This is a genomic window from Brachybacterium horti (assembly GCF_054777615.1).
Window position 1 is genome coordinate 477,267 of the sequence record NZ_BAAHAM010000002.1, and the last position, 26,178, is coordinate 503,444.

General features: G+C 72.0%; 21 protein-coding genes and 2 pseudogenes. 10 read left to right on the top strand and 13 right to left on the bottom strand.

Annotation, left to right across the window (positions count from 1 at the left end; translation table 11 throughout):
* Window positions 1-12 precede the first annotated feature (12 nt).
* From ACYVAP_RS07405 to ACYVAP_RS07415, 3 genes are all read right to left on the bottom strand, one after another.
* The gene (locus ACYVAP_RS07405) at window positions 13-1,125 is read right to left on the bottom strand and encodes a Gfo/Idh/MocA family protein (RefSeq protein ID WP_498860170.1); all 1,113 of its coding nucleotides are present in this window, start codon (window positions 1,123-1,125) and stop codon (window positions 13-15) included.
* 23 nt (window positions 1,126-1,148) lie between these two features.
* Window positions 1,149-1,883, bottom strand: coding sequence for a sugar phosphate isomerase/epimerase family protein (locus tag ACYVAP_RS07410; protein ID WP_498860171.1), 735 nt, complete (start codon window positions 1,881-1,883; stop codon window positions 1,149-1,151).
* Between the two features lie 83 nt (window positions 1,884-1,966).
* Complete coding sequence (locus ACYVAP_RS07415) at window positions 1,967-3,010, bottom strand: LacI family DNA-binding transcriptional regulator (protein ID WP_498860172.1); 1,044 nt, start codon at window positions 3,008-3,010, stop codon at window positions 1,967-1,969.
* Window positions 3,011-3,195: 185 nt separating this feature from the next.
* On the opposite strand from ACYVAP_RS07415, the gene helR reads away from it, so the two are divergent.
* Window positions 3,196-5,424 (top strand): HelD family protein, encoded by a 2,229-nt coding sequence (gene helR / locus ACYVAP_RS07420; RefSeq protein WP_498860173.1) that lies wholly within the window; start codon window positions 3,196-3,198, stop codon window positions 5,422-5,424.
* A 24-nt stretch (window positions 5,425-5,448) separates the two neighbouring features.
* Here helR and ACYVAP_RS07425 read toward each other — a convergent pair whose 3' ends face one another.
* The 3 genes from ACYVAP_RS07425 to ACYVAP_RS07435 all read right to left on the bottom strand — a co-directional run bounded on the left by ACYVAP_RS07425 (window position 5,449) and on the right by ACYVAP_RS07435 (window position 9,256).
* Window positions 5,449-5,937: a hypothetical protein gene (locus ACYVAP_RS07425; protein ID WP_137770650.1), complete on the bottom strand. Its 489-nt coding sequence runs from the start codon at window positions 5,935-5,937 to the stop codon at window positions 5,449-5,451.
* A 114-nt stretch (window positions 5,938-6,051) separates the two neighbouring features.
* The gene (locus ACYVAP_RS07430) at window positions 6,052-7,551 is read right to left on the bottom strand and encodes a peptide MFS transporter (protein ID WP_498860437.1); all 1,500 of its coding nucleotides are present in this window, start codon (window positions 7,549-7,551) and stop codon (window positions 6,052-6,054) included.
* Window positions 7,552-7,756: 205 nt separating this feature from the next.
* The gene (locus ACYVAP_RS07435) at window positions 7,757-9,256 is read right to left on the bottom strand and encodes a phytoene desaturase family protein (RefSeq protein WP_498860174.1); all 1,500 of its coding nucleotides are present in this window, start codon (window positions 9,254-9,256) and stop codon (window positions 7,757-7,759) included.
* Between the two features lie 108 nt (window positions 9,257-9,364).
* Between ACYVAP_RS07435 and ACYVAP_RS07440 the strand changes: the two genes are divergently transcribed.
* The 4 genes from ACYVAP_RS07440 (at window position 9,365) to ACYVAP_RS07455 (ending at window position 14,649) form a co-directional block, all read left to right on the top strand.
* A complete protein-coding gene (locus ACYVAP_RS07440; RefSeq protein WP_264450015.1) occupies window positions 9,365-10,231 on the top strand; it encodes a siderophore-interacting protein in 867 nt (288 codons plus the stop codon).
* 106 nt (window positions 10,232-10,337) lie between these two features.
* Window positions 10,338-11,666 (top strand): O-acetylhomoserine aminocarboxypropyltransferase/cysteine synthase family protein, encoded by a 1,329-nt coding sequence (locus tag ACYVAP_RS07445; protein WP_498860175.1) that lies wholly within the window; start codon window positions 10,338-10,340, stop codon window positions 11,664-11,666.
* 80 nt (window positions 11,667-11,746) lie between these two features.
* A complete protein-coding gene (locus tag ACYVAP_RS07450) occupies window positions 11,747-12,979 on the top strand; it encodes an FAD-dependent oxidoreductase (protein WP_498860176.1) in 1,233 nt (410 codons plus the stop codon).
* 167 nt (window positions 12,980-13,146) lie between these two features.
* The gene (locus tag ACYVAP_RS07455) at window positions 13,147-14,649 is read left to right on the top strand and encodes an MDR family MFS transporter (protein WP_498860177.1); all 1,503 of its coding nucleotides are present in this window, start codon (window positions 13,147-13,149) and stop codon (window positions 14,647-14,649) included.
* A 138-nt stretch (window positions 14,650-14,787) separates the two neighbouring features.
* Here the strand turns inward: ACYVAP_RS07455 and ACYVAP_RS07460 are convergent, their stop codons facing one another.
* From ACYVAP_RS07460 to metG, 3 genes are all read right to left on the bottom strand, one after another.
* Entirely contained in the window at window positions 14,788-14,997 is a 210-nt protein-coding gene (locus tag ACYVAP_RS07460; RefSeq protein ID WP_498860178.1) for a hypothetical protein, read from the bottom strand.
* The gene (locus ACYVAP_RS07465; protein WP_498860179.1) at window positions 14,994-15,521 is read right to left on the bottom strand and encodes a Fic family protein; all 528 of its coding nucleotides are present in this window, start codon (window positions 15,519-15,521) and stop codon (window positions 14,994-14,996) included. The genes ACYVAP_RS07460 and ACYVAP_RS07465 overlap by 4 nt, the downstream gene beginning before the upstream one ends.
* Window positions 15,522-15,687: 166 nt before the next feature.
* Window positions 15,688-17,478 (bottom strand): methionine--tRNA ligase, encoded by a 1,791-nt coding sequence (gene metG, locus ACYVAP_RS07470; RefSeq protein WP_498860180.1) that lies wholly within the window; start codon window positions 17,476-17,478, stop codon window positions 15,688-15,690.
* Window positions 17,479-17,868: 390 nt separating this feature from the next.
* Between metG and ACYVAP_RS07475 the strand changes: the two genes are divergently transcribed.
* Window positions 17,869-19,263 carry a UTP--glucose-1-phosphate uridylyltransferase gene (locus ACYVAP_RS07475; RefSeq protein WP_498860181.1) on the top strand — a complete coding sequence of 465 codons (1,395 nt, stop codon included), beginning with the start codon at window positions 17,869-17,871 and terminating at the stop codon, window positions 19,261-19,263.
* A gap of 415 nt (window positions 19,264-19,678) precedes the next feature.
* On the opposite strand, the gene ACYVAP_RS07480 is transcribed toward ACYVAP_RS07475, so the two are convergent.
* On the bottom strand, window positions 19,679-20,068 hold the full coding sequence (locus tag ACYVAP_RS07480) for a heavy metal-responsive transcriptional regulator (RefSeq protein ID WP_010552305.1): 390 nt from the start codon (window positions 20,066-20,068) through the stop codon (window positions 19,679-19,681).
* Between the two features lie 105 nt (window positions 20,069-20,173).
* Between ACYVAP_RS07480 and merA the strand changes: the two genes are divergently transcribed.
* Window positions 20,174-21,577 (top strand): NAD(P)/FAD-dependent oxidoreductase, encoded by a 1,404-nt coding sequence (gene merA, locus ACYVAP_RS07485; protein WP_498860182.1) that lies wholly within the window; start codon window positions 20,174-20,176, stop codon window positions 21,575-21,577.
* 382 nt (window positions 21,578-21,959) lie between these two features.
* A pseudogene (locus tag ACYVAP_RS07490) lies at window positions 21,960-22,145 on the top strand (transposase); the annotation flags it as partial.
* A gap of 35 nt (window positions 22,146-22,180) precedes the next feature.
* On the opposite strand, the pseudogene ACYVAP_RS07495 reads toward ACYVAP_RS07490, so the two are convergent.
* The 3 genes and pseudogenes from ACYVAP_RS07495 to ACYVAP_RS07505 all read right to left on the bottom strand — a co-directional run bounded on the left by ACYVAP_RS07495 (window position 22,181) and on the right by ACYVAP_RS07505 (window position 24,996).
* Window positions 22,181-22,998: pseudogene (locus ACYVAP_RS07495) on the bottom strand (AAA family ATPase).
* The gene (locus tag ACYVAP_RS07500; protein WP_498860183.1) at window positions 22,995-24,392 is read right to left on the bottom strand and encodes a transposase; all 1,398 of its coding nucleotides are present in this window, start codon (window positions 24,390-24,392) and stop codon (window positions 22,995-22,997) included. The pseudogene ACYVAP_RS07495 and the gene ACYVAP_RS07500 overlap by 4 nt, the downstream one beginning before the upstream one ends.
* A gap of 7 nt (window positions 24,393-24,399) precedes the next feature.
* A complete protein-coding gene (locus ACYVAP_RS07505) occupies window positions 24,400-24,996 on the bottom strand; it encodes a recombinase family protein (protein ID WP_006590953.1) in 597 nt (198 codons plus the stop codon).
* Between the two features lie 193 nt (window positions 24,997-25,189).
* On the opposite strand from ACYVAP_RS07505, the gene cmtR reads away from it, so the two are divergent.
* Together cmtR and ACYVAP_RS07515 are read left to right on the top strand one after the other, a co-directional pair.
* Window positions 25,190-25,549, top strand: coding sequence for a Cd(II)/Pb(II)-sensing metalloregulatory transcriptional regulator CmtR (gene cmtR, locus ACYVAP_RS07510; RefSeq protein WP_006590980.1), 360 nt, complete (start codon window positions 25,190-25,192; stop codon window positions 25,547-25,549).
* Window positions 25,546-26,148, top strand: a complete 603-nt coding sequence (locus tag ACYVAP_RS07515) for a cadmium resistance transporter (RefSeq protein WP_062949375.1) — start codon at window positions 25,546-25,548, stop codon at window positions 26,146-26,148. The genes cmtR and ACYVAP_RS07515 overlap by 4 nt, the downstream gene beginning before the upstream one ends.
* Window positions 26,149-26,178: the final 30 nt, after the last annotated feature.

Sequence of the window (26,178 nt, forward strand, 5' to 3'; positions counted from 1 at the left end):
GGGGCGCCGGGATCACAGGGTTGTCGCGAAGGGATCGAAGTCCGCGGGCATGGGCTCGACAGGGGTGAAGGTCGAGGTGACCTCGACGGTCTCGCCCGAGCCGATCGAGGCCTCGATCGCGAGCATCACGTCGAGGACATGCGCCGCGATCTCGCCCTGGCCGCGGTGCGGGACACCGGCGCGGATCGCGCGGGCCATCTCGAGCACGCCCAGGCCGCGGCCGGTGACGGGGCCGGCGGCCGGGATCGCGGTCGCCTCCTTGCCGCGGTACACGGTGAGCTCCGAGTCGCCGTCGAACACGTTGGGGTCCGGGAACGAGAGCGTCGCCTCGGTGCCGTAGACCTCGACGAAGCCCGCGCGCGAGTTGGGGTTGTCGAAGCTCAGCAGCGTCGTCGCGTTCTGGCCGGACTCGAAGCGCAGGATCGACGTGACCTGGGTGGGGACCGTGACGTCGAAGACCTCGCCGGCCTTGGGGCCGGAGCCGATCGTGCGCTGCTCGCGGGCCTTCGAGCCCGCCGCGGAGACGCTCTGGACCGGGCCGAGGGCCAGGACGAGGGTCGTCACGTAGTAGGGCGCGATGTCGAACAGCGGGCCCGCGCCCTCCTGGAAGAGGAAGGCGGGGTTCGGGTGCCAGTCCTCCGGGCCGGGGGTCTGGAACAGGGTCAGCGCGCTCGCGGGGGTGCCGATGGTGCCCTCGCGGAGGGTGCGCAGCGCGGTCTGGATGCCGGCGCCGAGGACGGTGTCCGGGGCGCCGCCCACGCGCACGCCCTTCTCCGCCGCGAGCGCGAGCAGCGCGGCCGCGTCCTCGGAGGCGGTGGTGATCGGCTTCTCGGTCCACACGTGCTTCCCGGCCTCGACGATCCGGCGGGAGACGTCGAAGTGGGCGGTGGGGATCGTCAGGTTCACGACGATCTCGATGCCCGGGTGGTCCAGGACGACCTCGGGGCCGCCGTGCAGCTCGATGCCGTACTCCCCGGCCCGCGTGGCGGCCGCCTCGGGGACGATGTCGCCGATCGCGAGCACGGCGACGTCCGGGAAGGAGGTGAGGTGCGTGAGGTACTGCTCGGAGATGACGCCGGCGCCGATGATGCCGACGCCGACGGGTCCGGTGGAGGTGCTGGTCATGAGGTTCTCTCTCCGTAGGGGTTTCAGGCGCGAGCGCGCAGGTAGGTGAGCGAGGTGGCGATGCCGTCGAACATGTCGCCGGCGTACTGGTCGAACTCGATGACGCCGTAGTCGACCCCGGCGCTCGCGGCGAGGGTGCCGGGCAGGGGCATGCGGCCCTCGCCGAGCGGGAGCTGGCCGGCGGGGTCCTCGGCGAGGTCGCCGTCCTTGAGGTGGACGAGGCGCACGCGGTCGCCGAGGGCCGAGAGCAGGGCGGGGACGTCCGCGCCGCCGACGGCGGCCCAGTAGGTGTCCACCTCGAGCACGACCTCAGGGTCGAGCTGCTCGGCGAGCACCTCGAGCGCGCTGCGGTCGCCGATCCGGGAGGAGACCTCGAAGGCGTGGTTGTGGTAGCCCACGCGGATCCCCTCGGCGGCGGCCTGCTGGGCGCGCTGGTTCAGGCGCTGGGCGATCGAGGCGACGCCCGCCTCGTCCTTCCAGTCCTCGGGGTTCCAGAAGGGGTCCACGAGGTAGGTGACGCCCACGGCCTTCGCGGCCTCGAGCACCGGGGTGAAGTCGTCGTCCCCGAGGAAGGACTGGTGCGCGCTCGGGAAGGCGATCTCGAAGGAGTCGCGAGCCTTCACGAGCTCGTCGCGGCGCTCGAGCAGGGCGAAGGGCTCGGCGACGGCGAACCCGAGCTCGACCAGACGGCCCACGGTCCCCTGGTAGTCCTCGGCGAGGGCGTCGCGGACGCTGTACATCTGGACGGAGATCTGCACGGGTGCTCCTTCGCACGGTGGACGGCGGCAGGCCGTCGCTTAATCGATTCGAACGGAAGTATTCCCGGGTGCCGAGGACGGTGTCAACGCGGTCCCGCCCCCGGATCGACGCTCGAGGCGCGCACGATCAGCCGCGACGGCGCGGAGCGGCGCACGGTGCCCGCGGTCGCGCCGCCGTCGAGCAGTCCCAGCAGCAGTGATCCCGCCTCCTGGCCCTGTTCGTACGGGCGACGCGCGAGGGCGGTGATCGGCGGATCGACGTTCTCCGCGATGGCCGAGTCGTCCCAGCTCAGCACCGCGACGTCCCCGGGCACGGCGCGGCCGTCGGCGAGCAGCGCCCGCTGGGCCCCGAGGGCGAGCAGGTCGCTCGAGGCGACGACCGCCGGGCGCTCCCCGAGGTCGAGCGGGAGGTGTCGCAGCCCCTCCTCGCCGCCGGAGCGCGTGTACGGCCCGGAGACCGCCGCGTGCGCGATGCCGGCACGCGCGCAGAGCCCGGCCACGAGCTCCGTGCGCCGGTGCTCGTGCTCGTAGACCAGCGGCCCCGTGAGCTGCAGGCAGGCGTCCCTCCCGGTGTCCACCAGGTGCGCGACGAGCGTCGCCGCGTCGGCCGCCTCGGCCCCCGCCAGGCGCACCCCCGGGCCCGTCCCCTCCCAGGCGCCGAGGACCACGAAGGGCAGGCCCAGCTCGGCGAGGAGCGCCGGCCGAGGGTCCTCGATATGGAGGTCCAGCAGCAGCACGCCGTCCACCCGGCGCTGCTCCGCCCAGGAGCGGAACACCGCCATCTCCTCCTCGGCGCCGCCCGCGACGAAGCGCAGCAGCAGCTCCCGTCCGGCGGCGCTCGCGGCGGACTGGATGCCCGCGGTGAGCGCGGCGAAGAACGGTTCGTGCGAGACCTCGCGCGGGTCACGCGCGAGCACGAGGCCGACGTTGCCGCTGCGCCCCTGCCGGAGGGCGCGGGCACCGGAGTGCGGCGTCCATCCGACGGTCGCGGCGTGCGCGAGCACGCGATCGCGGGTGGCGGCGCTGACCCCGGGCTTCGCGTTCAGGGCGTAGCTGACCGTCGCGGGGGAGATGCCGAGGTCACGGGCGATCGTCGCGATGGTGGGGCGGGCCGGGGGCCGCGGCATGGTGCAGAGCGCTCCGGTGCGTGAGGAGGGGGAGGACGCGGGTGCGGCGCGGAGGCCCCCCCGATCCGTCCGCCGTGATCAGGATACGCCCAGGTAGGGGGCTTGCGGCAAGGGCCCCCGGGTGGTGCACCATCACTCCTCGCACCGCTCCGCCGGGCGGTGCGAGGACCACCCCGGGGGGACGCGTGAACCAGCCCAGCACCGACCTTGCCAGCACCGACCGCTCCTGCATCGACCGCTCCAGCACCGACGAGCAGCACCTCGCGGCCGCCCGCGACGAGCTGGACCGCCAGGTGCGGGTGCTCCGGGACCGGCTCGACGCCGTGCTCGCCGGCCGTGGGGCGGGGGAGCAGGGGCGCCTCGAGCGTGACGAGATCGCGGAGCACCTCCGCTCCCGCCTGCGCGGGCTCGCCGCCGTGAGCGGGGACCTCGTCCTGGGGCGCATGGACCTCGCGGGCGGCGGCTCGCTGCACGTGGGCCGCATCGGGGTGAGCGGGCAGGACGGGCGTCCGCTGCTCGTGGACTGGCGCTCGGAGGCCGCGCGCCCGTTCTTCGCCGCGACGAGGGCGGAGCCGCTCGGCCTCGTCTCGCGGCGTCGCTACCGCTGGTCGGGCGGGCAGGTCACCTCCTTCTGGGACGAGCTGCTGGATCCTGCTGCGACGCCGCCGTCGGACCTGCGGCCCGACGGCGAGTCGGCGCTCCTGGCGAGCCTGGGGCGGGCGCGCGGCCCCCGGATGCAGGACGTGCTCACCACTCTCGCAGCGGACCAGGACGCGATCATCCGCGCCGATGCCCGGCGACCGCTCGTGGTGGACGGCGGACCGGGCACCGGCAAGACCGTCGTCGCCCTGCATCGCGCCGCCTACCTGCTCCACCACGACCCGCGGCTGCGCGCGGGCCGGGCCGGGATCCTCGTCGTCGGGCCCAGTCGGCCCTATCTCGACTACGTCGCGGACGTCCTGCCGAACCTCGGCGAGGACGTGCTCACGGCCACCCCTGCCGACCTCGTCCCCGAGGCGGCGACGGCCCAGTCCTGCGCGGACCCGGAGCTCGCCGCGCTCCTCGCCGACGCCCACCTGCTCGACGCCGTCGACGCGCGGGTCGCGATCGACGAGCGGCCGCCCCGCACCACGGTCGTCGTGGACTCCGCGGCGGGGGAGCTCGTGATCGGCCCCGAGGAGTGGAGCGCCGCCTTCGCGGCCGTCGACCCCGGCACCGCGCATGACCACGCCCGCGAGGCCGTCCGCGAGGAGCTCGCGGAGATCATCGCCGTGCGGCTCGACGAGGAGCGAACCGTGGACGATGTCGACGCCGACGACGACGCCGACGGCCGGGAGGACGGCCGCTCCGCCGAGGAGCTGCTGCCCGACCTCCTCGCGGACGACGAGCTCAGGGCGACGCTCGAGGGGGCCTGGCCACTGCTGGATCCCGTGCAGGTCGTCCGGGACCTACTCGGCGACCCGGCGCTGCTGCGGCGATGCGCGCCCTGGCTCGACGCGGCGCAGATCTCGCAGCTCCTGCTGGCGCCCGGCGCGCCGTGGACCCTCGAGCACCTCCCGCTGCTCGACGCCGCCCGCCGGCGCATCGGCGACCCGGAGCGGGAGGCGCGCGCGGAGCGTCGGGCGCGGGCCGTCGCCCGGGACTCCGCCCGCATGGACGAGGTGGTCGCGGACCTCGTGGCGGACGACCCCACCGAGATGCGGCAGATGTCCATGCTGCGCGGCGACGACCTGCGCGGCGCACTCGATGCGCAGGTCGTCACCGAGGCCGCTCCTGTCGACCCCTTCGAGGGGCCCTTCGCGCACCTCGTCGTCGACGAGGCGCAGGAGCTGACGGACGCGCAGTGGCGGATGCTGCTCGCGCGGTGCCCGTCCCACCGGGTGACGATCGTCGGCGACCGCGCGCAGGCGGTCGCCGGCTTCCCCGAGAGCTGGGGCGAGCGGCTCGCCCGGGTGGGGCTGCCGCGCGTCGACGTGGCGACCCTGCACCTGAACTACCGCACCCCGGCGGAGATCATGGAGGTCGCGGCGGAGCAGATCCGGGAGGCCGTCCCCGGGGCGTCCGTCCCGGAGTCCGTGCGGCGCACCGGACGGCCCGTGCGCGGGGGGCGCCTCGCCGAGCTCGAGCAGGTGCTGCGGGCCTGGCAGGAGCGGATGACAGGCGATCACGCGGCCGACGGCGGCCCCCTGGGCACCGCATGCGTGATCGCACCGGAGCACCTCGAGCTGCCGATTCCGCCGTCGGCCCCGGAGGGGCGCATCGTGTGCCTCAGCCCCGAGCTCGCCAAAGGCCTCGAGTTCGACCTCGTCGTGCTCGCGGACCCGGACGGCCTCGGGGAGGGCGTCGCCGGTGCCGTCTCCCGCTACGTCGCGATGACGCGGTCCACCGCGGATCTCGTCGTGCTGCGTCCCTGATCGGGGCGGGGACGCGCAGGCGGGTCAGTCCGCGCGCGAGTAGCGGTAGACGAAGCGGTGCAGCGTCGAGTCGTCGGTGACCACGGAGACGATCCGCAGCAGCTGGTCGCCCGCGGGACGCAGCTCGTCGAGGATCTCGGTGTCGCCGTCGGAGAGGCGGCGCATGCCGCAGGGCTCCTCGTCGTCGGAGAGCACGAAGAGCCGGCCGCCCTCGCACAGCACGCGGCCCGGGAAGGCGTCGGCCGTCGTGCCGAGCACGCCGTCGGAGGCGAAGATGTCGACCTGCTCGTCGGCGCCGGCGGCGGCCTCCTCGTCGAGGTGGCCGTCGTCGGAGATGTGCAGGGTCAGACCGCTCGCCGGGGACAGCGGGGGGAGATCCTCCGCGGGCGAGCGGGTCCAGGACCGGGCCAGGCGCGCATCGGACGTGAGCACGCCCTCCCCGTCGCCGTGGAAGGCGTCGAGCTCCCAGGTGCCGGAAGCCGCGTTCAGCCCGAGTTCGTCGAGAGTGAGCATGCGCTCCACGCTAACGGCCCGCCGGACGATGAGCGACATCGTCCCGGCGGGCCGTGGTGTGACCTTCGCGGCTCCGGGCCCGTCGGGACCCGGCCGCGAGGGCTCAGGAGGGGATCAGCGCACCCCGCGCATCCCCCGGGAGACGGGGCGGGCGATGAGCAGCATGATGACGCCGATGCCGATCGTCACCGCGCCGAGCACACCGAAGTAGCCGACCTCGGCATCCGCGGAGTAGAAGGTCGCGAGCGAGCCGGAGAGCGACGTGCCGAGCGCGACGGCGAGGTTGTACAGCGCCATCATCATCACCGGGTAGGAGCGCGGCGCGAGCTTCGTCGCGAGCGAGAGCCCCACGGGGGAGATCCACAGCTCGCCCAGGGTCGCGACGAGCATGATCAGCGCGATCCACAGCACCGGCACCGAGGTGATCGCCGCCATCGGCAGGAAGAGCACGAAGGCGGAACCCATGAGGATGATGCCCACGCCGAACTTGGTGGGCGTGATCGGGTTGCGGCTGCCGAGCTTCGCCCACAGCGCTGCGAAGACCGGGGCGAGCACGATGATGAAGAACGGGTTGAAGGACTGCACCCAGGAGATCGGCATCTCCCAGCCCAGCACGGAGCGGTTCAGCCGCGTGTCCGAGTACAGGGTGATGACGGTGAACTGCTGCTGGAAGAGCGCGAAGAACGCGGCGGTGCCGATGAACAGCGGGATGAAGGCGACCACGCGGGAGCGCTCGTCGGCGTCCAGCTTCCGGCTGCGCAGCAGCAGGGCGAAGATGACGACCGCGCCGATCACCGCGAGCGCGGAGACGATCGTGGCGAGGTTCCCCGGGTTCACGAGGCCCGTCGCGACGAGCACGATGATCGCGACCACGACGACGAGCGCGGTGCCCGCCCAGACCGGGTACTGCGAGCGGGGCAGCGGGTCGGGGACGCGGTGCACGGACTCGGGCAGCCCCTTGCGGGTGAGCACGTACTGGACCAGGCCGATCGCCATGCCGATCGCGGCGAGGCCGAAGCCCAGGTGGAAGCCCCAGAGGTCCTGGGCGAGGCCGGTGACGAGCGGGCCGAAGAGGCCGCCGATGTTCACGCCCATGTAGTAGAGCGAGAAGCCGGCGTCGCGGCGGGGGTCGTTGACCTCGTAGAGCGAGCCGACGAGCGTCGCGGCGGTGGACTTCAGGCCGCCGGAGCCGACGGCGACGAGCATGAGGCCGATGACGAGGCCCGGCACGCCCGGCAGCAGCGAGAGCGCGATGTGGCCGAGCATGATCATCACGGCGGAGGAGAAGAGGGTCTTCTCCGGGCCGAGCAGGCGGTCCGAGACGAGGGCGCCGAGGATCGAGAAGATGTAGACGGAGCCGCCGTAGGCGCCGACGATCCCGAGCGCGGTGGTCTTGTCGATGCCGAGGCCGCCCTGGGTCGCCGCGAAGTACATGTAGATCGCGAGGATGCCCTGCATGCCGTAGAAGCTGAAGCGCTCCCACATCTCGACGCTGAACAGGTTCGCGAGCGCACGCGGGTGACCGAAGAAGGTCTTCCCGGTGGGGTTGTGCGGGTCGTGGGCGCCGGCGCCCGCCGTGGCGACGGTGCCGCCGGCGGTGGCGTCCGCGGGCACGGCGTCCTGCGGGCGCGGGGGATTCTGGGGTCCGGTGGAATTCACGATCATCCATCCTGCGCCGCATAAGTTCACGGATCAACGTGAGAACCCTCGATGTGACCCGTTCCCCTGCATGCAGCCACCTGCATGACTGTGCATCGTCGGGTGCGGCCACGGGTGCCCTGCGTCACCCTGGCCTGGAAAGACGGGGCCCTGACCGGCCTCAGCGGGGGAGCGGCGCGAGCTCCGGGAGGTCGCGGATCCCGAAGCGATCGCGCAGCACGCGTCGCGCGGCGTGCCAGCCGCTCATCCCGTGCACCCCGGGACCGGGAGGCGTCGCCGCGGAGCACAGGTACCAGCCGTCGGCGCCCAGGCGGTACGGGTCCGCGGTCGCGGTGGGCCGCGCGATCATCGAGCGCATCGTCACGGCGCCCAGCGCGATGTCCCCGCCCACGAGGGACGGGTTGTGCGCGCCCATCTTCGAGGCCGGGACGCCGCGCGCGGCGACGACGAGGTCGCGCACCCCGGGCGCCATCGTCTCGAGCCGGCGCAGCACCAGCTCGGTGGGATCGGTCGGGTCCCCGTGCGGCACGTGGGCGTAGGCCCAGACGGGGCGCAGCCCGCCCACGGCCCGGGAGGGATCCGCGACGGCGGGGTCGCTCACGAGCACCATCGGCTCCTCGGGCATGCGGCCCGCGGCGACCTGCGTCTCGGCGCGCGCCATCTGGGCGCGGGTGCCGCCCACGTGCTGGGTCCCGGCGCGCCCCACCTCGGGATCGCGCCAGGGGATCGGCCCGGAGAGCACGAGGTCCACCTTCGCGGCGGCGTCCCCGTGCCGGAACCGTCGCAGGGAGCGCTCGAGCCGGCCGGGCAGGCGGTTCGCGAGGATCCCGGCCGCGGCGGGCGCCGTCGTGTCCAGCAGCACCGCTCGCGCGGGCGGCACGTCCCTCCAGGTGCGCACCCGCTCGCCGGTGCGTATCCGGCCGCCGTGCGCGCGCAGGTCCGCGAGCAGGGCGTCGGCGATGGCCTGGGAGCCGCCCACGGGGACGGGCCAGCCGCCCGCGTGGCCCAGCGAGGCGAGCAGGAGGGAGGTCGCGGCGGGGGCGAGGCCGGGCAGCGGCCCGATCGCGTGGGCGGCGACCCCGGCGAGGAGGGCCCGGCCGCGCTCGGTGCGCAGCGGCCGGTCCCAGAGCGGGGTGCCCTGGAGCCCGAGGAGCGCGCCGAACCGGGCCGCCGTGACCACGCCGCCGGGGGAGAGCAGGGAGGGCGGGACGGAGCGCTTGTCCCCGAGCGCGAGATCGACGACGGTCCCTGCGTGGGCGGCCAGCGCGCCGACGCTCCTGCCCCAGGCGGGGCCGTCCGCCCCGAGCCCCTCGACGGTGCGGTCGAGGTCGTGCCAGGCGACGGCCGAGCGCTCCGTCCCGATCACCTGGGCGTAGGAGGCCTCGGGGACGCGCAGGTCCACGCCGCGCGCGGGGAGGTCGAAGCGCTGCAGGAAGGGGCTCGCGAGGGCGAGCGGGTGCACGGCGGAGCAGAGGTCGTGGCGGACGCCCGGTGCGAGACCGAGGTCCTCGGTGCGGGACCCGCCGCCGAGGGTGGAGGTCGCCTCGAGGACGAGCACCTCCAGCCCGGCGCGGGCGAGGGTGACGGCGGCGGCGAGGCCGTTGGGCCCGCTGCCGACGACGACGACGTCGTGCTCGTGCGGACGGGGCGCGGCGCTCATGGGCCCACGGTATCCGGGGCCGCCGCGCCGTGCGGGGACGGCGGTCCCGCGGCACCGCCTGCTGGACAGCTGTTTTTCGTCACAAGTTCTGCGCGTAATCTGGCGGGCATGGACAGAACGAGCACCGCGACCGCCGCCCCCGCCCCGCAGAAGCGCCCCCAGCGGGTGCAGGCGGTGCTCGAGGTGCAGGCCAAGACCAGGATCTCCCCGCGACTCCTGCGGATCCGTCTCGGCGGTGAGCAGTTCGGGCTCCTGCGCCGCAACGAGCACACCGACTCCTACGTGAAGCTCCTGCTCGCGGATCCCTCCTCCGGGCTGACCCCGCCCTACGACCTCGACGCGATCCGCGAGGCCGCCCCGGAGAAGCTCCCCGTGCGCCGCACCTACACGGTGCGCCGCTGGCACGACGCCGAGCAGGCCCTCGACCTCGACGTCGTCCTCCACGCCGAGGAGGACGCCGACGGCGGCACCCGCATCGCCGGCGTCGCCGCGCGCTGGGCGGACGAGGCGCTCCCCGGGGACCGCATCGCCCTCAGCGGTGCAGGCGGCGCCTACACGCCCGACCCCGATGCCGCCCGCCACCTCCTCCTCGGGGACCACGCGGCGCTCCCCGCCGTCGCCGCCGCCCTCGAGTCGCTGCCGGCGCACGCGACGGGCACCGCCCTGGTGCACCTCGACCACGCCGACGACGCGCTCGACATCCCGCACCCCGCCGGCGTCGAGCTGCGCTGGGTGGTGGGGGAGCGCGAGCAGCTGCTCGCCGAGGCGGCCGCCCTCGACCTCTCCGACGTCAGCGGCCTGCAGGTGTTCTGCCACGCCGAGCGGGGCCTCACGAAGTCGCTGCGTCGCCTGCTCGTGTCCGAGCGGGGCGTCCCCAAGGAGCAGCTCTCGATCTCCGCGTACTGGGCGCTGGGACGGGTGGAGGACCAGTTCCAGGCGGAGAAGCGCGAGCCGATCGGCGCGATCGACTCCTGAGCCTCCCGCTCCTCCCCGGCAGGTGGCGCCACAGTTCGTCACGAACCTTCGCCCCTGCCCCTCCCGTGCGCCACGGTGGACCCACAGCGACGCACGGGAGGACACCATGAGCACAGCCGCAATCCACGCCGGGTGGCGAGCCGAGGACGCGCACCGCGCCGTCAACCCGCCCATCTACGCGACGAGCGCCTACGCGCACCCCGACCACGACTCGCTCAAGAACCTCTTCGCCCGCCGCAGCGACGGCTACGCCTACTCCCGCTCCGGCAACCCGACGACGGCCGTGCTCGAGGAGCGGATCTCCGCCCTCGAGGGCGGCACCGACGCGATCGCGGTGGCGAGCGGCCAGGCGGCGGTGACGATCGCGCTGTGCGCGCTGCTCGCCCCCGGCACCCACGTCGTCGCCTCGCAGCGCCTGTACGGAGGCACCACCGAGTTCCTCGACGACACGCTCGCCGATCTCGGTGTGCGCACGACCGTCGTGGACCCTTGGGACCCGGGCGCCGTCGCCGGGGCGATCGAGGAGGACACCCGCGCGGTGCTCGTGGAGTCGATCGCCAACCCCGGGGGCGAGCTCGTCGACCTCCCCGCGATCGCCCGGATCGCCCACGAGCGGGACGTCCCCGTCGTCGTCGACTCGACGCTCGCGAGCCCCGCCCTGTACCGGCCCGGCGACCACGGGGCCGACGTCGTCGTCCACTCCGCCACGAAGTACCTCGCAGGGCACGGCACCACGCTCGCCGGGCTGATCGTCGACACGGGCCGGTTCGACCCGCGCCGATGTCCGGAGCGCTGGCCGCGCCTGACCACCCGCAACGCACGCTTCGGCGTGACCTTCTCCCGCGAGTACGAGCACGGACGCTCCGGGCTCCTCGCCTTCGCCCGCGCCAAGTACATGACCGACTTCGGGGCGACCCTGCCCGCCTCGAGCGCCCAGCAGGTGTTGCTCGGCATCGAGACCCTCGACCTGCGCATGCGGGCGATCAGCAGCACCGCGCGCACCCTCGCCGAGCGGCTCGACGCCGAGCCCGGCGTGCTCCGCGTCAACCACCCGCAGCTCCCCCACCGCGAGGACCGTGCGATCGCCGAGCGCGACTTCCCGCTCGGGACCGCGGGTGTGTTCTCCGTGGACCTGCCGGCGGGGGAGGCGGGCGCCCGCGCCTTCACCGACGCTCTCGAGCTGTGGACCATCGCCGTGAACATCGGCGACGTCCGCTCGCTCGTGTGCCACCCGGGCACCACCACGCACTCCCACCTCACCGAGGCCCAGCGGGGCATCTGCGGCGTCACCCCGGGCACCGTGCGCCTGAGCGCCGGGCTCGAGGACCTCGAGGACCTCTGGACGGATCTGCAGCGGGGGCTCGCCGCGGTGCGCCGCCTCGCCCCCGAGGTCACCGCTGCCGCGTCCGCCGCGACCGAGACCGCCGCCGTCTGAGCGCTCCCGTCGGCGCGCCGGCCGGCGTGAGCCCCGTCGCCCCGGGGAACACGATCGGGCCGACGCCGGTTGACCGCGTCATGAGCGCTCCCGCCAGCACCGCCCGCCCGGGCGAGTCCCGCGTCGCCGACGCGGTCGGCGTCCTCGACGCCGTCGTGATCGGGGCAGGGCAGGCCGGGCTCTCCGCGGTGCACCACCTCCTGCGCCGCGGCGCCCACGCCCCGGGAGCGCCGTCACCGATCGAGGGTGCGCCCTCCGGGGGACCGGCCGTCGTGGTGCTCGATGCCGAGGAGGGCCCGGGCGGCGCCTGGCGCCACCGCTGGGACGCGCTGACCATGGCCACGGTCAACGGGATCCGTGAGCTGCCGGGAATGCCGCCTGTCGAGCCCGTCCCCGAGGAGCCCGCGAGCCGCGCCGTCCCCGACTACTTCGCCCGCTTCGAAGGACGGAACCCGCTGCCGATCCTGCGCCCCGTCCGCGTCACCCGCGTCGCGGACGACCGCACCTCACCCCCTGACCCGGCGACCGGACTGCCGCTGCTGCGCGTGCACGCCGAGCGGACCGATGGCGGGACGGCCCCCGCGCCGCTGCGCACCCGCGCCCTGCTGAACGCGACCGGCACCTGGACCCGTCCTTTCGTCCCCGCAGTGCCCGGAGCCCGCGACTTCCGGGGCCGCACCCTCCACACGGCCGAGTACATCCGTGCCGCGGACCTCGCCGGCCTCCGCATCGCGGTGGTCGGCGGCGGGATCAGCGCGCTCGGCTTCCTGCTGGACCTCGAAGGGGTGGCGGAGACCACCTGGTACACGCGACGGGAGTCCGTCTTCCGGGACGAGCCCTTCACCGAGGAGGCCGGCCGGCTCGCCGTCGCCGGCGTCGCCGAGCGGGTGGAGGCGGGGCTCCCCGTGCGCAGCGTCGTCTCGGCGACCGGCCTCGCCTGGACGCCCGCCCTGCGCGCCGCCGCCGACCGGGGCCTGCTGCAGCGCCACGAGATGTTCACGCGGATCCTCCCCGACGGCGTCCTCGAGGCCGACGGCCGACGGCGCGACGTCGACGTCATCCTCTGGGCGACCGGCTTCCGCCACGAGCTGCGCCATCTTCGCCCCCTCCACCTCCACGGCCCCGCGGGCGGCATCCGGATGCAGGGCACCGCGGTCGCCGCGGATCCCCGGATCCACCTCCTGGGCTACGGTCCGAGCGCGTCGACGATCGGAGCGAACCGCGCGGGGCGCGCGGCGGTCGGCGCCCTGCTGGTCACCCTCGCGGGAGACGTGCACGAAAAGCCTGGCGGAAAGGCCCCGTCCCGGGAATAGTCCTCCGCGGGACGTCGTTGCGATCTCCCGTAGCCGTCCCCGGCCGCGGTCGTGCCGACCGCCCGGCCGCACCCGCGCCCGCCTCCTCCTCGGCAGCCGCCCCTCTTCCCGTCCGCCTCGAATCGCCGTCACCCACCGACGGCCGTCCGCTCCCCTGCAGGAGACGCATGACCACCACCGACACCACCGCCGCGCGCGCCGCGCAGCCGGAGATCGACCCGCAGGGCATGCGCGTCATCTGGCTGCTCCTGGTCGCCGCGTTCGTGGCGATCCTCAACGAGACCACGATGGGCATCGCGATCCCGCACCTGAACGTGGATCTGGGCCTGCCGCCGGAGCTCGGCCAGTGGCTCACGAGCGCCTTCATGCTCACGATGGCCGTGGTCATCCCGACCACCGGCTTCCTCCTGGTGCGCTTCACCACGCGCCAGGTGTTCCTCGCCGCGATCAGCGCGTTCACGCTGGGCACCCTCGTGAGCCTGCTCGCGAACGGCTTCCCGATGCTGCTCGGCGGGCGCGTCATCCAGGCCGTCGGCACCGGGGTCATGATGCCGCTGCTGATGACGACCATGATGAACGTCGTCCCCGCGCACATCCGCGGCCGCATGATGGGCCGCGTGGGCATGGTCATCTCGCTCGCCCCGGCGATCGGCCCCTCGCTCTCCGGCCTCGTGCTGGACACGCTCGGCTGGCGCTGGCTGTTCGGCATCGTGCTCCCGATCGCGATCATCGCCCTGCTGCTCGGCGCGAAGTGGATGACGAACCTCGGCGAGACCACGAAGGCCCCGATCGACGTGCTCTCCATCGTGCTCTCCGCCGGCGGCTTCGGCGGCATCGTCTACGGCCTGAGCCTGTTCGGCTCCCACTCCGCGGAGGGCTCCGCCACCGGGGTCATCCCGGGCACCACGGCGCAGACCTCCGGCGGGATCCTGCTGGCCCTCGGCATCGTGATCCTCGGGGGCTTCGCCTGGCGCCAGCTCACCCTGCAGCGCAAGGACGCGGCCCTCCTGGACCTGCGCGTGTTCCTCTCGCGGAACTTCACGATCTCCGTCGTGATCATGGCGGTCATCGCGATGGCCATGTTCGGCACGCTGACCCTGCTGCCGCAGTACCTGCAGAACGTCGCCGGTCTCGACGCGCTGCTGTCCGGGCTGATCCTCATGCCGGGCTCGATCCTCATGGGCCTGCTGGGCCCCGTCATGGGACGCATCTACGACGCGCGCGGGCCGCGCACGCTGCTCGTGCCCGGCACGATCATGATCGCGGGATCGCTGTTCTACTACGCGACCGTCACGGAGACGACCCCGTGGCCGGTGCTGATGGTCGTGCAGTCGGTCATGAGCGTGGGTCTCGCGATGTCCTTCACGCCGCTGTTCTCCGCCTCGCTCGGCTCGCTCGTGCCGCGGCTGTACTCGCACGGCTCCGCCGCGCTGAACACGCTGCAGCAGGTGGGCGGCGCCGCCGGCGTCGCCGTGCTCATCGGCCTGTACTCGAGCATCCTCCACACGGGGGAGCAGGACGGCCTGGCGACCGCCGCGGCCGGCGCCCCGGGCGCGCGCGCGGCGTTCCTCGTGGCCGCCTTCATCGCGCTGGTCCCGGTGGTCCTCGCCTGGCTCGTCCGCAAGCCGGAGGAGTCCGAGGACATGCCCGCAGGGAGCCACGGGCACTGACCCCCACCTCCTGACCGAGCCTTCGCCCCGGTCCCTCGACGGCCGCGCAGCCCTCCGGGTGCGCGGCCGTCGTGCGTCATCGTCAGGAGGGGACGCGCGAGCTCGGGGAGGACGTGATGGTCCGGGCCCGGAGACGGCTCAGCTGCGGCTCCTCGGGCGCATGGCCTTCTTCGCCCGCTGGTACCAGCCGGCGGTGGAGATCATGTTCGGGAGGCCGCCGCCCACGATCGCGCCGGCCGTCGCGCCGGTGAGGCGGTCGTTGCAGCGTTCGCAGAGGATCCTGCCCGTGTAGGTGCGGTGCGGGGTCCCGCGGATCTTGCTCCGGCACTGATCGCATCGCTGGCTCATGGGGCGATCGTCCCACGGCGCCGCGGCCGGTGCGAGTCGAGGATCCTGCTCGACCTCGCGGCGGAGGGCGGCGTCGCCACCGCGGTGCAGCCGGTCACGTCCCGCAGCAGCCCCGCGGAGACCGGCGCGGTCACGGTGCGCAGGAGGCCGGTCCCGCGCAGCATGGCGTGCACGAGCGCCCGCCCGGTGCGGCCGTTGCCGTCGGTGAACGGGTGGATCGTCTCGAACTGGGCATGGGCGAGGGCCGCGTGCAGCAGGGGAGGCAGGTCCGTGCGGGCGACGAAGTCGAGGAGGTCCTCCATCGCCGCGGGCACGTCCTCGGCCTCGGGGGCGACGAAGCCCGCCCCGACCGGTGAGCTCGCCCTGCGTCCCACCCAGACGAGCTGCTCGCGTAGGCGGCCGGCGTCCTGGCCGTGGACGGCGTCGTCGCCCAGCAGGGCGCGGTGGATGTCCAGGCACCGCCGTGAGGTCGAGGCGGACGGCGAGGGCGAGCGCGGCCGCGGTCTCGCGGTCCAGGCCGACAAGCGCCGCCTCGGCGTCGGCGACGTCGGTCGCGAGATCCGCCGGGAGCGGGAGCGGGAGGGGGGACCGCGAGCGGGGGAAGTTCAACCACGACGGCTCCTTGCTCACCGTTTCTCAGAAAGTGAGAGCAAGGAGCCGTCGGAGGTCCAGGAGAAGCCGGGTGACCTGTCAGTCGGTGCCGAGCCGGTCCAGCTCCTCGTCCACGATCTTCGGGTCGAGCTTCGTGAAGATCGGCGTGGGCTTCGCGACCGGCCGGCCGGTGACGACCTCGCGGTGCCCCCATGCGGGGACGCCCGTGTAGTCGCCCGTGATGATCGGGTACGCGGGACCGCCGTCGAGATCCTCGACCTCCTGCAGCTGCGGCAGCGGCGCGATCTCCAGCTCCCCGCCCAGTGCCTTCTCCACCGCATTCGCGGAGAAGGGCAGGAACGGCGCGAGCATCGTGTTGAGGTCCGTGACGGCCTGAGCGAGCACGTGCAGGACCGTGAGCAGGCGCGGGCGCTGCTCCTCGGCCTTGAGCTTGAAGGGCTCCGTCTCGGAGACGTAGCGGTTCGCCTCGCCCACCAGGCGCATGGCCTCGGCGATCGCGGCCCGCTGGCGGTGCGCGGCGATGAGCGAGCCCACCGTCTCGAAGCCCGCCTCGATCTGCTCGAGCAGAGCGCGGTCGATCTCCTCGAGCTCTCCGGCCTCCGGGATCTCGCCCACGTTCTTGGCGATCATCGCCGCGGTGCGGTTCACGAGGTTGCCCCAGCCGGCGACGAGCTCGTTGTTCGTGCGGGAGACGAACTCGGACCACGTGAAGTCCGCGTCCTGGTTCTCGGGGCCGGCGGCGGAGATGAAGTAGCGCAGCGCGTCGGGCTGGTAGCGGGAGAGCACGTCGCGCACGTAGATGACGATGTTCTTCGAGCTCGAGAACTTCCGGCCCTCCATCGTGAGGAACTCGGAGGAGACCACCTCGGTGGGCAGGTTCAGCTCACCGAACCGGCCCGGCTCGCCTCCGCGATCGCCCTTCCCGTTCTGGGCGAGCATCTCCGCCGGCCAGATCTGGGAGTGGAAGACGATGTTGTCCTTGCCCATGAAGTAGTAGGTGAGCGCCTCGGGGTCGTTCCACCACTTCCGCCACGCGTCGGCGTCGCCGCTGCGCCGCGCCCACTCGATGGAGGCGGAGAGGTAGCCGATCACGGCATCGAACCACACGTACAGGCGCTTGGTGGGCTGGTCCTCCCAGCCCGGGACCGGGATGCCCCAGTCGATGTCGCGGGTCATCGCGCGGGGGCGGATGTCCTTGAGGATGTTCTGGCTGAAGCGGATGACGTTGGGGCGCCACAGCCCGGTCGCCTCCCGCTCGTCGAGCCAGCGGCCCAGCTCGCCGGCGAGGGCGGGCAGGTCGAGGTACCAGTGCGTGGTCTCCACGAACTCCGGGGTCTCGCCGTTGATGCGGGAGACGGGGTCGATGAGGTCCGTCGGGTCGAGCTGGTTGCCGCAGGTGTCGCACTGGTCGCCGCGCGCGCCCGGCGCCCCGCAGATCGGGCAGGTGCCCTCGATGTAGCGGTCCGGCAGCGTGCGACCGGTCGACGGCGAGATCGCGCCGTGGCCCGTCTGCTCGATCATGTAGCCGTTGTCCCGCACGCTCACGAACATGTCCTGGACCACCTGGTAGTGGTTCCGGGTCGTGGTGCGGGTGAAGAGGTCGTAGGACAGGCCCAGGGCGACGAGGTCCTCGACGATCACCCGGTTGTTGCGGTCCGCGAGCTCGCGGGCGGTGACGCCCTCGGCGTCCGCCGCGACGAGGATCGGGGTCCCGTGCTCGTCCGTGCCGGAGACCATGAGCACGTCGTGGCCGGCCATCCGCATGTAGCGCGAGAAGACGTCGGAGGGGACGCCGAAGCCGGCGACGTGGCCGATGTGGCGGGGACCGTTGGCGTACGGCCAGGCGACCGCGGACAGGACTGTGCTCATGGGGACCGATTCTAGGGGAGGGCGGAGCCGCCGGGCGCCCCTGGCCGCGCAGGAGCTCCCCAGCTCCTCCCCGGGACCTGCCCAGGTCCTCACCGGCTCCTGTGCGGGAGGCTGCCCGGCCTCGCACGGGCCGTCGCGCGTGTGCCCGGCCTCGCACGGGCCGTCGCGCGTGAGGATCATCCGCGCGGGGGTCGGACCCCCGATCTCGACCCCGCTGCCCCCTCCACGAGGGGCGGGAGGCCGGCTGAGGCGGGGGCCGGATCGGTGGCGGTCATCGCTCCTCCTCGAGCAGCGGCCGCGGGAGGACTCCCGCCCGGCTCCGCGACCAGTCGAGCACCGGGCGCGGGTCGGGGGAGGAGGAGCGGGCCCCCTCCGGATACGCTGGTGCACATGAGCAACGAAGGACTCCAGGCCGCACAGCGGAAGATGGCCGACGCCGGCGTGGCGCAGACGGCGATCGACGTCTTCTCCCACTACTACGGTCAGCTCGAGGAGGGCGTCACCGGGTCCATCCCCGAGGACACCATCGAGCCCTACCTCGACCCGCCCCGCCTCGAGGACGTGACCATCGACCCGGCGCAGGCGAAGAGCGCCTTCGACCAGCTCGTCGTCATCAACCTCAACGGCGGCCTCGGCACCTCGATGGGCATGGACCGCGCGAAGTCCCTGCTGCCCGTGCGGGACGGGAAGAGCTTCCTCGACCTCATCGTCGAGCAGGTCCTCGCCGCCCGCCGCGCCACCGGCTCCCGCCTGCCGCTCGTGTTCATGAACTCCTTCCGCACCCGCGAGGACACCCTCGAGGTGCTCGCGAAGCACCCCGACCTCCCCGTGGGCGACCTGCCGTTGGACTTCCTGCAGAACATGGAGCCCAAGCTGACGGTGGACGGCCTCCAGCCCGTCACCTGGGACGCCGATCCCGATCTCGAGTGGTGCCCGCCCGGCCACGGCGACATCTACACCGCCCTGCAGACCTCCGGCCTGCTCCAGCAGCTGCTCGACGCCGGCTTCACGTACGCCTCCGTCTCCAACTCCGACAACCTCGGCACCGTCCCGAGCCCCGTCCTCGCCGGCTGGTTCGCCTCGACCGGCGCCCCCTACGCCGCCGAGCTGTGCCGCCGCACCCCCGCGGACCGCAAGGGCGGCCACCTCGCCGTGCGCCGCTCCGACGGCCGGCTCATCCTGCGCGACACCGCGCAGACCCCGCCGGAGGAGATGGACTACTTCACCGACGAGCACCGTCACCCGTTCTTCCACACCAACAACCTGTGGTGGGACCTCGAGAAGCTCGACGCGATCCTCAAGGAGCGCGACGGCGTCATGGGCCTCCCGCTCATCCGCAACGAGAAGACGGTCGACCCCGGCGACAAGACCTCGACGCCCGTCTACCAGATCGAGTCCGCGATGGGCGCCGCGATCGAGGTGTTCGACGGGGCGACCGCGATCGTCGTGGGCCGCGACCGCTTCCTGCCCGTGAAGGCGACGAGCGACCTGCTGCTCGTCCGCTCGGACGTCTACGACCTCGACGAGCGCCGCGCGCTCGTGCAGAAGGTCGACAGGGTCCCCGGGGTGTCGCTGACCTCCGAGCCGTACAAGCTCATCGGCGACTTCGAGCTGCGCTTCCCGCAGGGCGTCCCCTCCCTCAAGGAGGCGACGAGCCTCGACGTGCAGGGCGACTGGACCTTCGGCGCCGACGTCTCCGTGGTGGGTGCGGCCGTGCTCGGCGAGGAGGGCGGCACCGTCCCCGAGGGCGCCCACGTGGGCACCCGCGTCGGCACCGAGGGCTGACCCCCTCCGCCTCCCCCTGCTGCTGATCAGCCGGCCCCGGTCCCCTCGAGGACCGGGGCCGGCCGCATGCCCAGCCCCGCGCGTGAGAGGTACTGCCGTTCCCCGGAACGACAGGGACTCCCACGCGCTCTGCGATGCTGGTCGGATGGGATCCGACCACCGACGAAGGAGCAGCACATGACCGCACCGATCCCCGATCTCGTCCTGAACAACGGCGTGTCCATGCCGCCGATCGGACTGGGCGTCTTCCAGAGCCCGCCTGTGACTCCGTCCGCTAATTGGCGGGGTTCTTCGGTCGCTTCGTGGCGGTCTCACTGACGAGCGATGGCCAGCGGGGCCGGGTCGATCGGTCCCCGGGACGCTGTTCGGCACCAAGCGGTGGGCACTGCGCCAGCCAGGTTCGGGACCGTGCGGATCACAGGTAGCGGCAGATGGTCGTGGCGTCGCAGTTGGTCGGGTCGACCGTGGCGGCAGCGTCGCTGAGTTGGGCGACGGTGTGTCGCAGTGCCTGTAGGTCGGCGATTTGGCGGTCCAGGTCGTCCAGGCGGGTCTCGAGCAGATCTTGCACGTGCCGGCAGGGTGCGACCCCGGCGTCGCGGATGTCGAGGACCTCGCGGATTTGGGCCAGAGTGAACCCAGCGGTGCGGCTGCGGCGGATGAAGCCCAGGCGCGCCAGGGCTTCAGCGGCGTAGTCGCGGTAGCCGTTGGCGGTTCGGTCCGGTGCGGGCAGCAGCCCGGCTTCTTCGTAGAAGCGCAGCGTCTTGGTTGTGGTGCCGCTGGCCTCGGCCAGCTCACCAATCCGCACGGCGCCTCCTTGCTCGAACGGCTTCCACGTTCATCTTGACCTTTCCCTGCACTGGAAGGTCCATTCTGGTCACTGGAGACGTGCAACGCAAAGGAGATGTGCGATATGGGTGAGGACTACGACGTCGATTTGGCCGTGATCGGGTCAGGAGGCGCGGCCATGTCGGCGGCGATCGTGGCCAGCCAGGCCGGCAAGAGTGTGGTGTTGATCGAACGCGGCGTCCTCGGCGGCACGTGCGTGAACATCGGCTGTGTGCCGTCCAAGACGCTGCTGGCGGCCGCCGGAGCGCGGCACGCCGCGCTGACCAACCCCTTCGCAGGCGTCCCGACGTCAGCCGGACCGGTGGATCTGGGCGCCCTAGTGGCGCAGAAGGATGGCCTGATCGAGAGCCTGCGCGAGGCGAAGTACGCCGACGTAGCCGCCGCCTACGGCTTCGAGGTCCGCTCGGGCCAGGCCGCCTTCCTGAACAAGGACACCATGGCCGTCGACGGCGCGGTGCTGCGGGCCCGGGCCTACCTGATCGCCACCGGCTCCACCCCCGCCGTCCCGGACGTGGCCGGCCTTGAGTCCGTGGACTGGCTGACCTCGACCACGGCGATGGAGCTCACCGAGCTGCCCAAGTCCCTGGTCGTCATCGGTGGCGGCTATGTCGGGATGGAGCAGGCCCAGCTGTTCGCCCACCTCGGTGCCCGGGTGTCGGTGGTCGGGCGTCTGGCGCCCCACGCCGAGCCGGAGCTGGCCCAGGGGCTTCGGGAGGTTTTCGCCGACGATGGCATCACGGTGGTCGAGGAGCACGCGACCGCGGTGGCCACCGGCATCGGTCCTCATGGACAGGACGTCGTGGTGAGCACCGCCTCCGGCGCGCAGGTCCGCGGAGCACGGCTGTTGGTGGCCACCGGGCGCTTCGCGCGCACCGACGGCCTGGACCTGGCCGCTGCCGCGGTGGACGTGGACGAGCGGGGCTTCGTCGTGGTCGACGAGTCCCAGCGCACCTCCAACCCGCGCATCTACGCCGCCGGTGACGTCTCGGGGGCTCCTCAGTACGTCTACGTAGCCGCCGCCGGCGGTCGGGCCGCCGCGCTCAACGCACTTGCCGACGACGGTCGGGCCACGCCCGCACGCGTGGACTACACCGGTCTGCCTGCGGTCGTGTTCACCAGGCCCCAGCTGGCCTCGGCAGGGCTGACAGAGGACGAGGCCCTCGCCCGCGGGTACGTGTGCGACTGCCGGGTCCTGGGCCTATCCGACGTCCCTCGGGCGTTGGTCCAGCACGACACCAGGGGCGCGGTGAAGCTCGTAGTTGACGCCACGACCGGCAAGGTGCTGGGCGTGCACGCTCTGGCCGACGGCGCCGGGGAGATCATGCTGGCGGCCACCTACGCCATCAAGGCCGGCATGACCGTTGATGATCTGGCCGACACCTGGGCGCCGTACCTGACCATGGCGGAGAGTCTGCGCATCGTCGCCGGCCTCTTCCGCAACCAGATGCCGACGTCCTGCTGCGCCTGAGATCCCTCGTATCCACTGGCCCAATCCGAGGCCCGGGCCGGAGCGCCGGGGACGCCTGGTCCTCGGTACTGGTGCAGCAGTGCGCCTGTTCTGCATCGGGCACCCTTGCTGCTGGCCTTCAGTGTAGTCGGTCTCGGCGCGGTGTTTTCACCGGCACCGCCGCCGTGCTCACTATCGCCGCCATCGTCCTGGCAGTGACCGGAGCACGCCGCGCCGACCTCATCTCGCCGGTAGCTGTGGCGGCACGGAGGCTGAATCCTCGCTGTGTGGTTGGGCCGGTTCAGGGTGGCGTTGAGAAAACTCGCCGGTGGTGGTGGGGGCCTGACCCTTGTTCGTGGACACGCTGATTCCAGCATCTGCTGGGGAAGCGAGATCATGAACCATGGCCAGGAAGAACTACTCCGAAGAGTTTCGCCAGCAGGCGGTTGACCTGTACGAGTCGACACCGGGAGCGACGCTCCGCGGTATCGCGGAGGACCTCGGGATCGTCCGAGGCACGCTGCGACAGTGGCTCGAGACCCACGGGAGTGGGAAGAAGACCGCGGCTGACGGTGTGACTTCGTCTGCTGAATGGCGGGGTTCTTCGGTCGCTTCGTGGCGGGGTCAGGTGACACCGATGACCAGGGTGCTCTGTGCGGCTTCGATGACGTCGTTGGTGATGGTGTCGAGTTCGTTGATCTTCAGGACCCGCTGGATCTGGGGGAAGAGGCGTTCGAGGAGCCGGAAGTTGCCGCGGGTGATCCGTGCGATGGCTGCGATGGCTTGGGCGTCGGTGAAGTCGTCGGGGTCGAGGGTCTTGCCGAGGGATCGCCAGTGTCGCTCGAGGACGAACAGCAGTTCGTCTTGTCCCAGGGGCCGGTACTGGTGGGCGAAGCCGACTCGGCTGTAGAACTGGGGTAGTGGCTGAACTGCTTCTCCAGGCCGGGCATGCCGATCAGGATCAGGGCGATGCCGTCGCGGTCGTAGCGATCGCGCAGCAGTTCCAGCGCGGCGGGACGCAGTCGTTCGGCCTCGTCGACGATGATCAGCTCCACGTAGTTCCTGCCGTGTCGCCATCCCCAGGCCTCGGGAGTGGCCGTGCCGGGAGGTACGAGGTGCTGCTCGATGCACATGTTGGTGCGGGTGATGGCTTGGGTCAGCTCGTCCTTCAGGGTCCGCGGGGTGGTCAGCACGCTGGGGGTGTAGAGCACGGTGCGGCTCCGGTTCAAGGCGGCGTAGATCTTGGCGTCGTTGTCGGAGCGCGGCCCCCAGTAGGTCAGCAGGTCATGAGCCTTCTCGTAGTGTGCGTAGCGGCGTGCGGAGAGTGTCTTTCCTACGCCGGCTGATCCGAAGCACAAACCGATGGTGTGCCCGCGGCGCACGGCGTCGGCGAACTCGGTGAAGCGGCGGTGCTCCTTGGTGACGATGAAGCGCTGGCTCACCTGAGGTCCTCCTTGTAGATCTTCAACGCCGACCTCGGCGCCGGAGCCGGTGCTTCGGTGATCCGTGGCGTCTCGGTAGGTGCGGCCACGAGGGCGATGCGTTCGTTGATGCCGGCTCGCAGCGCCCGGCGGCGGGCGTTGCGCGCGGCCTGGATCTCCTTGAGGCTGACCTTCTGGTCGTGGTGCTCTTGGTTGACGGCCTTGCAGACGAATTCGTCGTGATCGAAGACGCGGATCTCGGTGATGTCGCGGGGGTCGTAGCGGATCACGACCGAGCGTCCGACGTAGCCGGCCAGAGTTGGCGAGACGTAGCGCAGGCCCTGGAAGCGGATGCCATCGCGGCGCACGACGCGGGTCTTGGCGACGGTTAACAGCAGTCTGTCGAGGTCTTCCAGGCTCTCGGGCATTCGGGGCAGCCAGCCATCGGCGATCCACGCGCTGCGCGGGGAGGTTCCGAGCTCGCTGTGCGTGCGGTCGTTGTAGGTGGCCACGAACGCCTCCAGGGCGCTATCGAGGGCGGCCAGGGACAGTTTCGGTGTCGGCCAGGGGTGCCCTTCGGTGATGAGTCCGGGCAGGGTGGCGAGTAGCTCGGTGTTGATGGTGCCGAAGAACCGCTCGATCTTGCCCCGTCCCTGGGGTCGGGCGACGGTGGAGTGGATCAGTCGGATGTGGAGGTCGACGGCGGTGTGGGCGAGCTGGTCACTGGTGAAGTCGCTGCCGTGGTCGACGTAGAGCACGTCGGGCAGGCCGCACATCGGCCAGGCCGGGTCGGTCTTGTGCCAGATCGCTTGGCGCAGCGCCAGGGCGGTGTTCATCGCCGACGGTGCGCCCACGAAGACTGTGTAGCCGCAGACCGCCCGGGAGCAGTCGTCGAGGATCGTTGTTAGCCATGGCCGTGCGGGCTTGCCGTCGGTGCCCACCACCAGGATGTCGAGCATGGTGTGATCGGATTGCCACATCGCGTTGGGCAGCTCTGCTTGCCGGCGTAGCACCAGCTCGTGCTTGTCGCGGTAGGACGCTGCGCCCTCCAGGGCGAGGGTGACCATGCCGGGATCCAGGGTCCGCACGATGTCCCACACCACCGAGTAGGAGGGGACCGGCCACCTCCGGGCGGCGCAGATGCCCGTGACTTTGCGATGGATCGTGGCGATGGCCGGCCGCGGCTTGCTCAGTGCCAGGCCCTCGATCAGGTCGACGAGGTCGGGCGGAAGGCGGCGGGAGCCGGCGTCCGCCCGTGAGGCTGTCTCCGGTCCGGCGTAGCCGTCGGCGCGGTAGCGGGCGTGCCAGCGCTCCAGGGTCCGCAGCCCTACATCGGTCTCGCGAGCTAAGCGCGCGAGGGGCACCTGGTCCTCGACGTGGAGCCTGAGGATTCGCCACCGCGCTCGAGCGTCCACGACGCACCTACTGCACGACGTTCTCGCGCCCGCGCTCGGCGCGCTGAAGGGCGCGGTAGACCGTGGAGCGGCCCACGCTGAACAGCTCGGCCAGCTCGCCCACGGTGTGCTCGTCGGCAGCATGTAGCTGGACGAGGTGAGCTTCTTGCCGGGGGGTGAGTTTCGGTGACTTCCCGCGCAGCCGGCCCTTGGCCTTGGCGACCTTCATCCCCTCGCGGGTGCGGGCACGGATGAGGTCGGCTTCGAACTCGGCGACCATCGCCAGCACGTTGAACAACAGTTTCCCCATCGGGTCGGTCGGGTCGTACACCGATCCGGCGATGCTCAGCTTCACTTCCCGCGCCGCGAGGTCGTCGGCGATCTGGTGGGCATCACGGACTGAACGCGCCAGCCGATCGAGCTTGGTGACCACGAACGTATCGCCGTCCCGACAGGCAGCCAGCGCCTGCCGCAGGCCCTCACGGTCGGCGTTGCGGCCCGTGAGCCCGTGATCGACGTAGATGCGCTTGGGATCGACGCCGAACGCCGCGAGTCCGTCACGCTGCGCGGTCAGGTCCTGCTCGTCGGTGGAGACTCGGGCATAGCCGACCTTCAAGGGGGACATGCTCCCCAGTGTGTCATATAGCCTCCCTTCACCGGACAGTTCACCGGACGGGTCTTACGGGACAGCCCGCCAGGCGTGCCGTCGTTCCTCTCGATCAGTAGCGGTGGTGTCCGGTGAGGGTTCCCCTTACGGGCATGCGATCTGGGCTGACGCCTGTGACCGAGTGTTCAGTGCGCGCTGTATAGTTCAGTCCATGCTGACTATTGCTTCGCGTCTCGACGTGATGAACCGCCTGGGTCGTGCACTGGCCGACCCCACTCGATCCCGGATCATCTTGACCCTGCTCGACCATCCCGCTTACCCGGCGGAACTGGCCCGAGATCTGGACCTGACACGCCCGAACGTGTCCAACCACCTGGCATGCCTGCGCGATTGCGGGATCGTCGTCTCCGAGCCCGAGGGTCGTCGGACACGATATGAGATCGCCGATTCGCACCTGGCGCAGGCGCTGACGGCACTGGTCGATGCCACCCTGGCAGTGGACGAAGACGCCCCGTGCATCGATCCCGCCTGCTCGCTTCCCGGATGCGACGCAGCTGGGGAGGGCGCATGATCCTCACCTCGGTCTTGCAGGCGATGGGCCTGTTCGCAGCGACCAACATCGACGACATCATCGTGCTCTCCCTCTTCTTCGCGCGAGGGGCAGGCCAGCGCGGCACTACCGCCCGCATTCTGGCCGGCCAGTACCTCGGATTCGCCGGCATCCTCGGTGCCGCGGTCCTGGTGACCATCGGCGCCGGAGCATTCCTGCCCTCGGCAGCCATCCCGTACTTCGGTCTCATCCCTCTGGGCCTCGGCCTCTGGGCCGCATGGCAGGCCTGGCGCGGAGACGATGACGACGATGACGACGAGGCCAAGGTTGCCGGCAAGAAGGTCGGCGTGTGGACCGTCGCAGGCGTCACCCTTGCCAACGGCGGCGACAACATCGGCGTCTACACCCCTGTCTTCCTCAGCGTGGAACCTCTCGCAGCAGTCGCCTACTGCATCGTCTTCCTCGCGCTCGTCGCGGTCCTGGTGGCCCTGGCAAAGTTCGTCGCCACCCGCCCCCCGATCGCCGAAGTGCTCGAACGCTGGGAGCACATCCTCTTCCCCATCGTTCTCATCGGCCTCGGCATCGTGATCCTCGTCAGCGGCGGAGCCTTCGGACTCTGACGTAGCGGCAGCGATCCAAACGGCCCCGAC

Bases quoted from the DNA above. Each gene is read 5' to 3' on its own strand.
- ACYVAP_RS07450 (WP_498860176.1), top strand. From the start codon at position 11,747: ATGAGCGCTCCCGCCAGCACCGCCCGCCCGGGCGAGTCCCGCGTCGCC.
- ACYVAP_RS07425 (WP_137770650.1), bottom strand. From the start codon at position 5,937: ATGCTCACTCTCGACGAACTCGGGCTGAACGCGGCTTCCGGCACCTGG.
- metG (WP_498860180.1), bottom strand. From the start codon at position 17,478: ATGAGCACAGTCCTGTCCGCGGTCGCCTGGCCGTACGCCAACGGTCCC.
- ACYVAP_RS07415 (WP_498860172.1), bottom strand. From the start codon at position 3,010: ATGCCGCGGCCCCCGGCCCGCCCCACCATCGCGACGATCGCCCGTGAC.
- ACYVAP_RS07515 (WP_062949375.1), top strand. From the start codon at position 25,546: ATGATCCTCACCTCGGTCTTGCAGGCGATGGGCCTGTTCGCAGCGACC.
- ACYVAP_RS07435 (WP_498860174.1), bottom strand. From the start codon at position 9,256: ATGAGCGCCGCGCCCCGTCCGCACGAGCACGACGTCGTCGTCGTCGGC.
- ACYVAP_RS07455 (WP_498860177.1), top strand. From the start codon at position 13,147: ATGACCACCACCGACACCACCGCCGCGCGCGCCGCGCAGCCGGAGATC.
- ACYVAP_RS07460 (WP_498860178.1), bottom strand. From the start codon at position 14,997: ATGAGCCAGCGATGCGATCAGTGCCGGAGCAAGATCCGCGGGACCCCG.
- ACYVAP_RS07475 (WP_498860181.1), top strand. From the start codon at position 17,869: ATGAGCAACGAAGGACTCCAGGCCGCACAGCGGAAGATGGCCGACGCC.
- ACYVAP_RS07505 (WP_006590953.1), bottom strand. From the start codon at position 24,996: ATGTCCCCCTTGAAGGTCGGCTATGCCCGAGTCTCCACCGACGAGCAG.
- ACYVAP_RS07405 (WP_498860170.1), bottom strand. From the start codon at position 1,125: ATGACCAGCACCTCCACCGGACCCGTCGGCGTCGGCATCATCGGCGCC.
- merA (WP_498860182.1), top strand. From the start codon at position 20,174: ATGGGTGAGGACTACGACGTCGATTTGGCCGTGATCGGGTCAGGAGGC.
- ACYVAP_RS07440 (WP_264450015.1), top strand. From the start codon at position 9,365: ATGGACAGAACGAGCACCGCGACCGCCGCCCCCGCCCCGCAGAAGCGC.
- cmtR (WP_006590980.1), top strand. From the start codon at position 25,190: ATGCTGACTATTGCTTCGCGTCTCGACGTGATGAACCGCCTGGGTCGT.
- ACYVAP_RS07445 (WP_498860175.1), top strand. From the start codon at position 10,338: ATGAGCACAGCCGCAATCCACGCCGGGTGGCGAGCCGAGGACGCGCAC.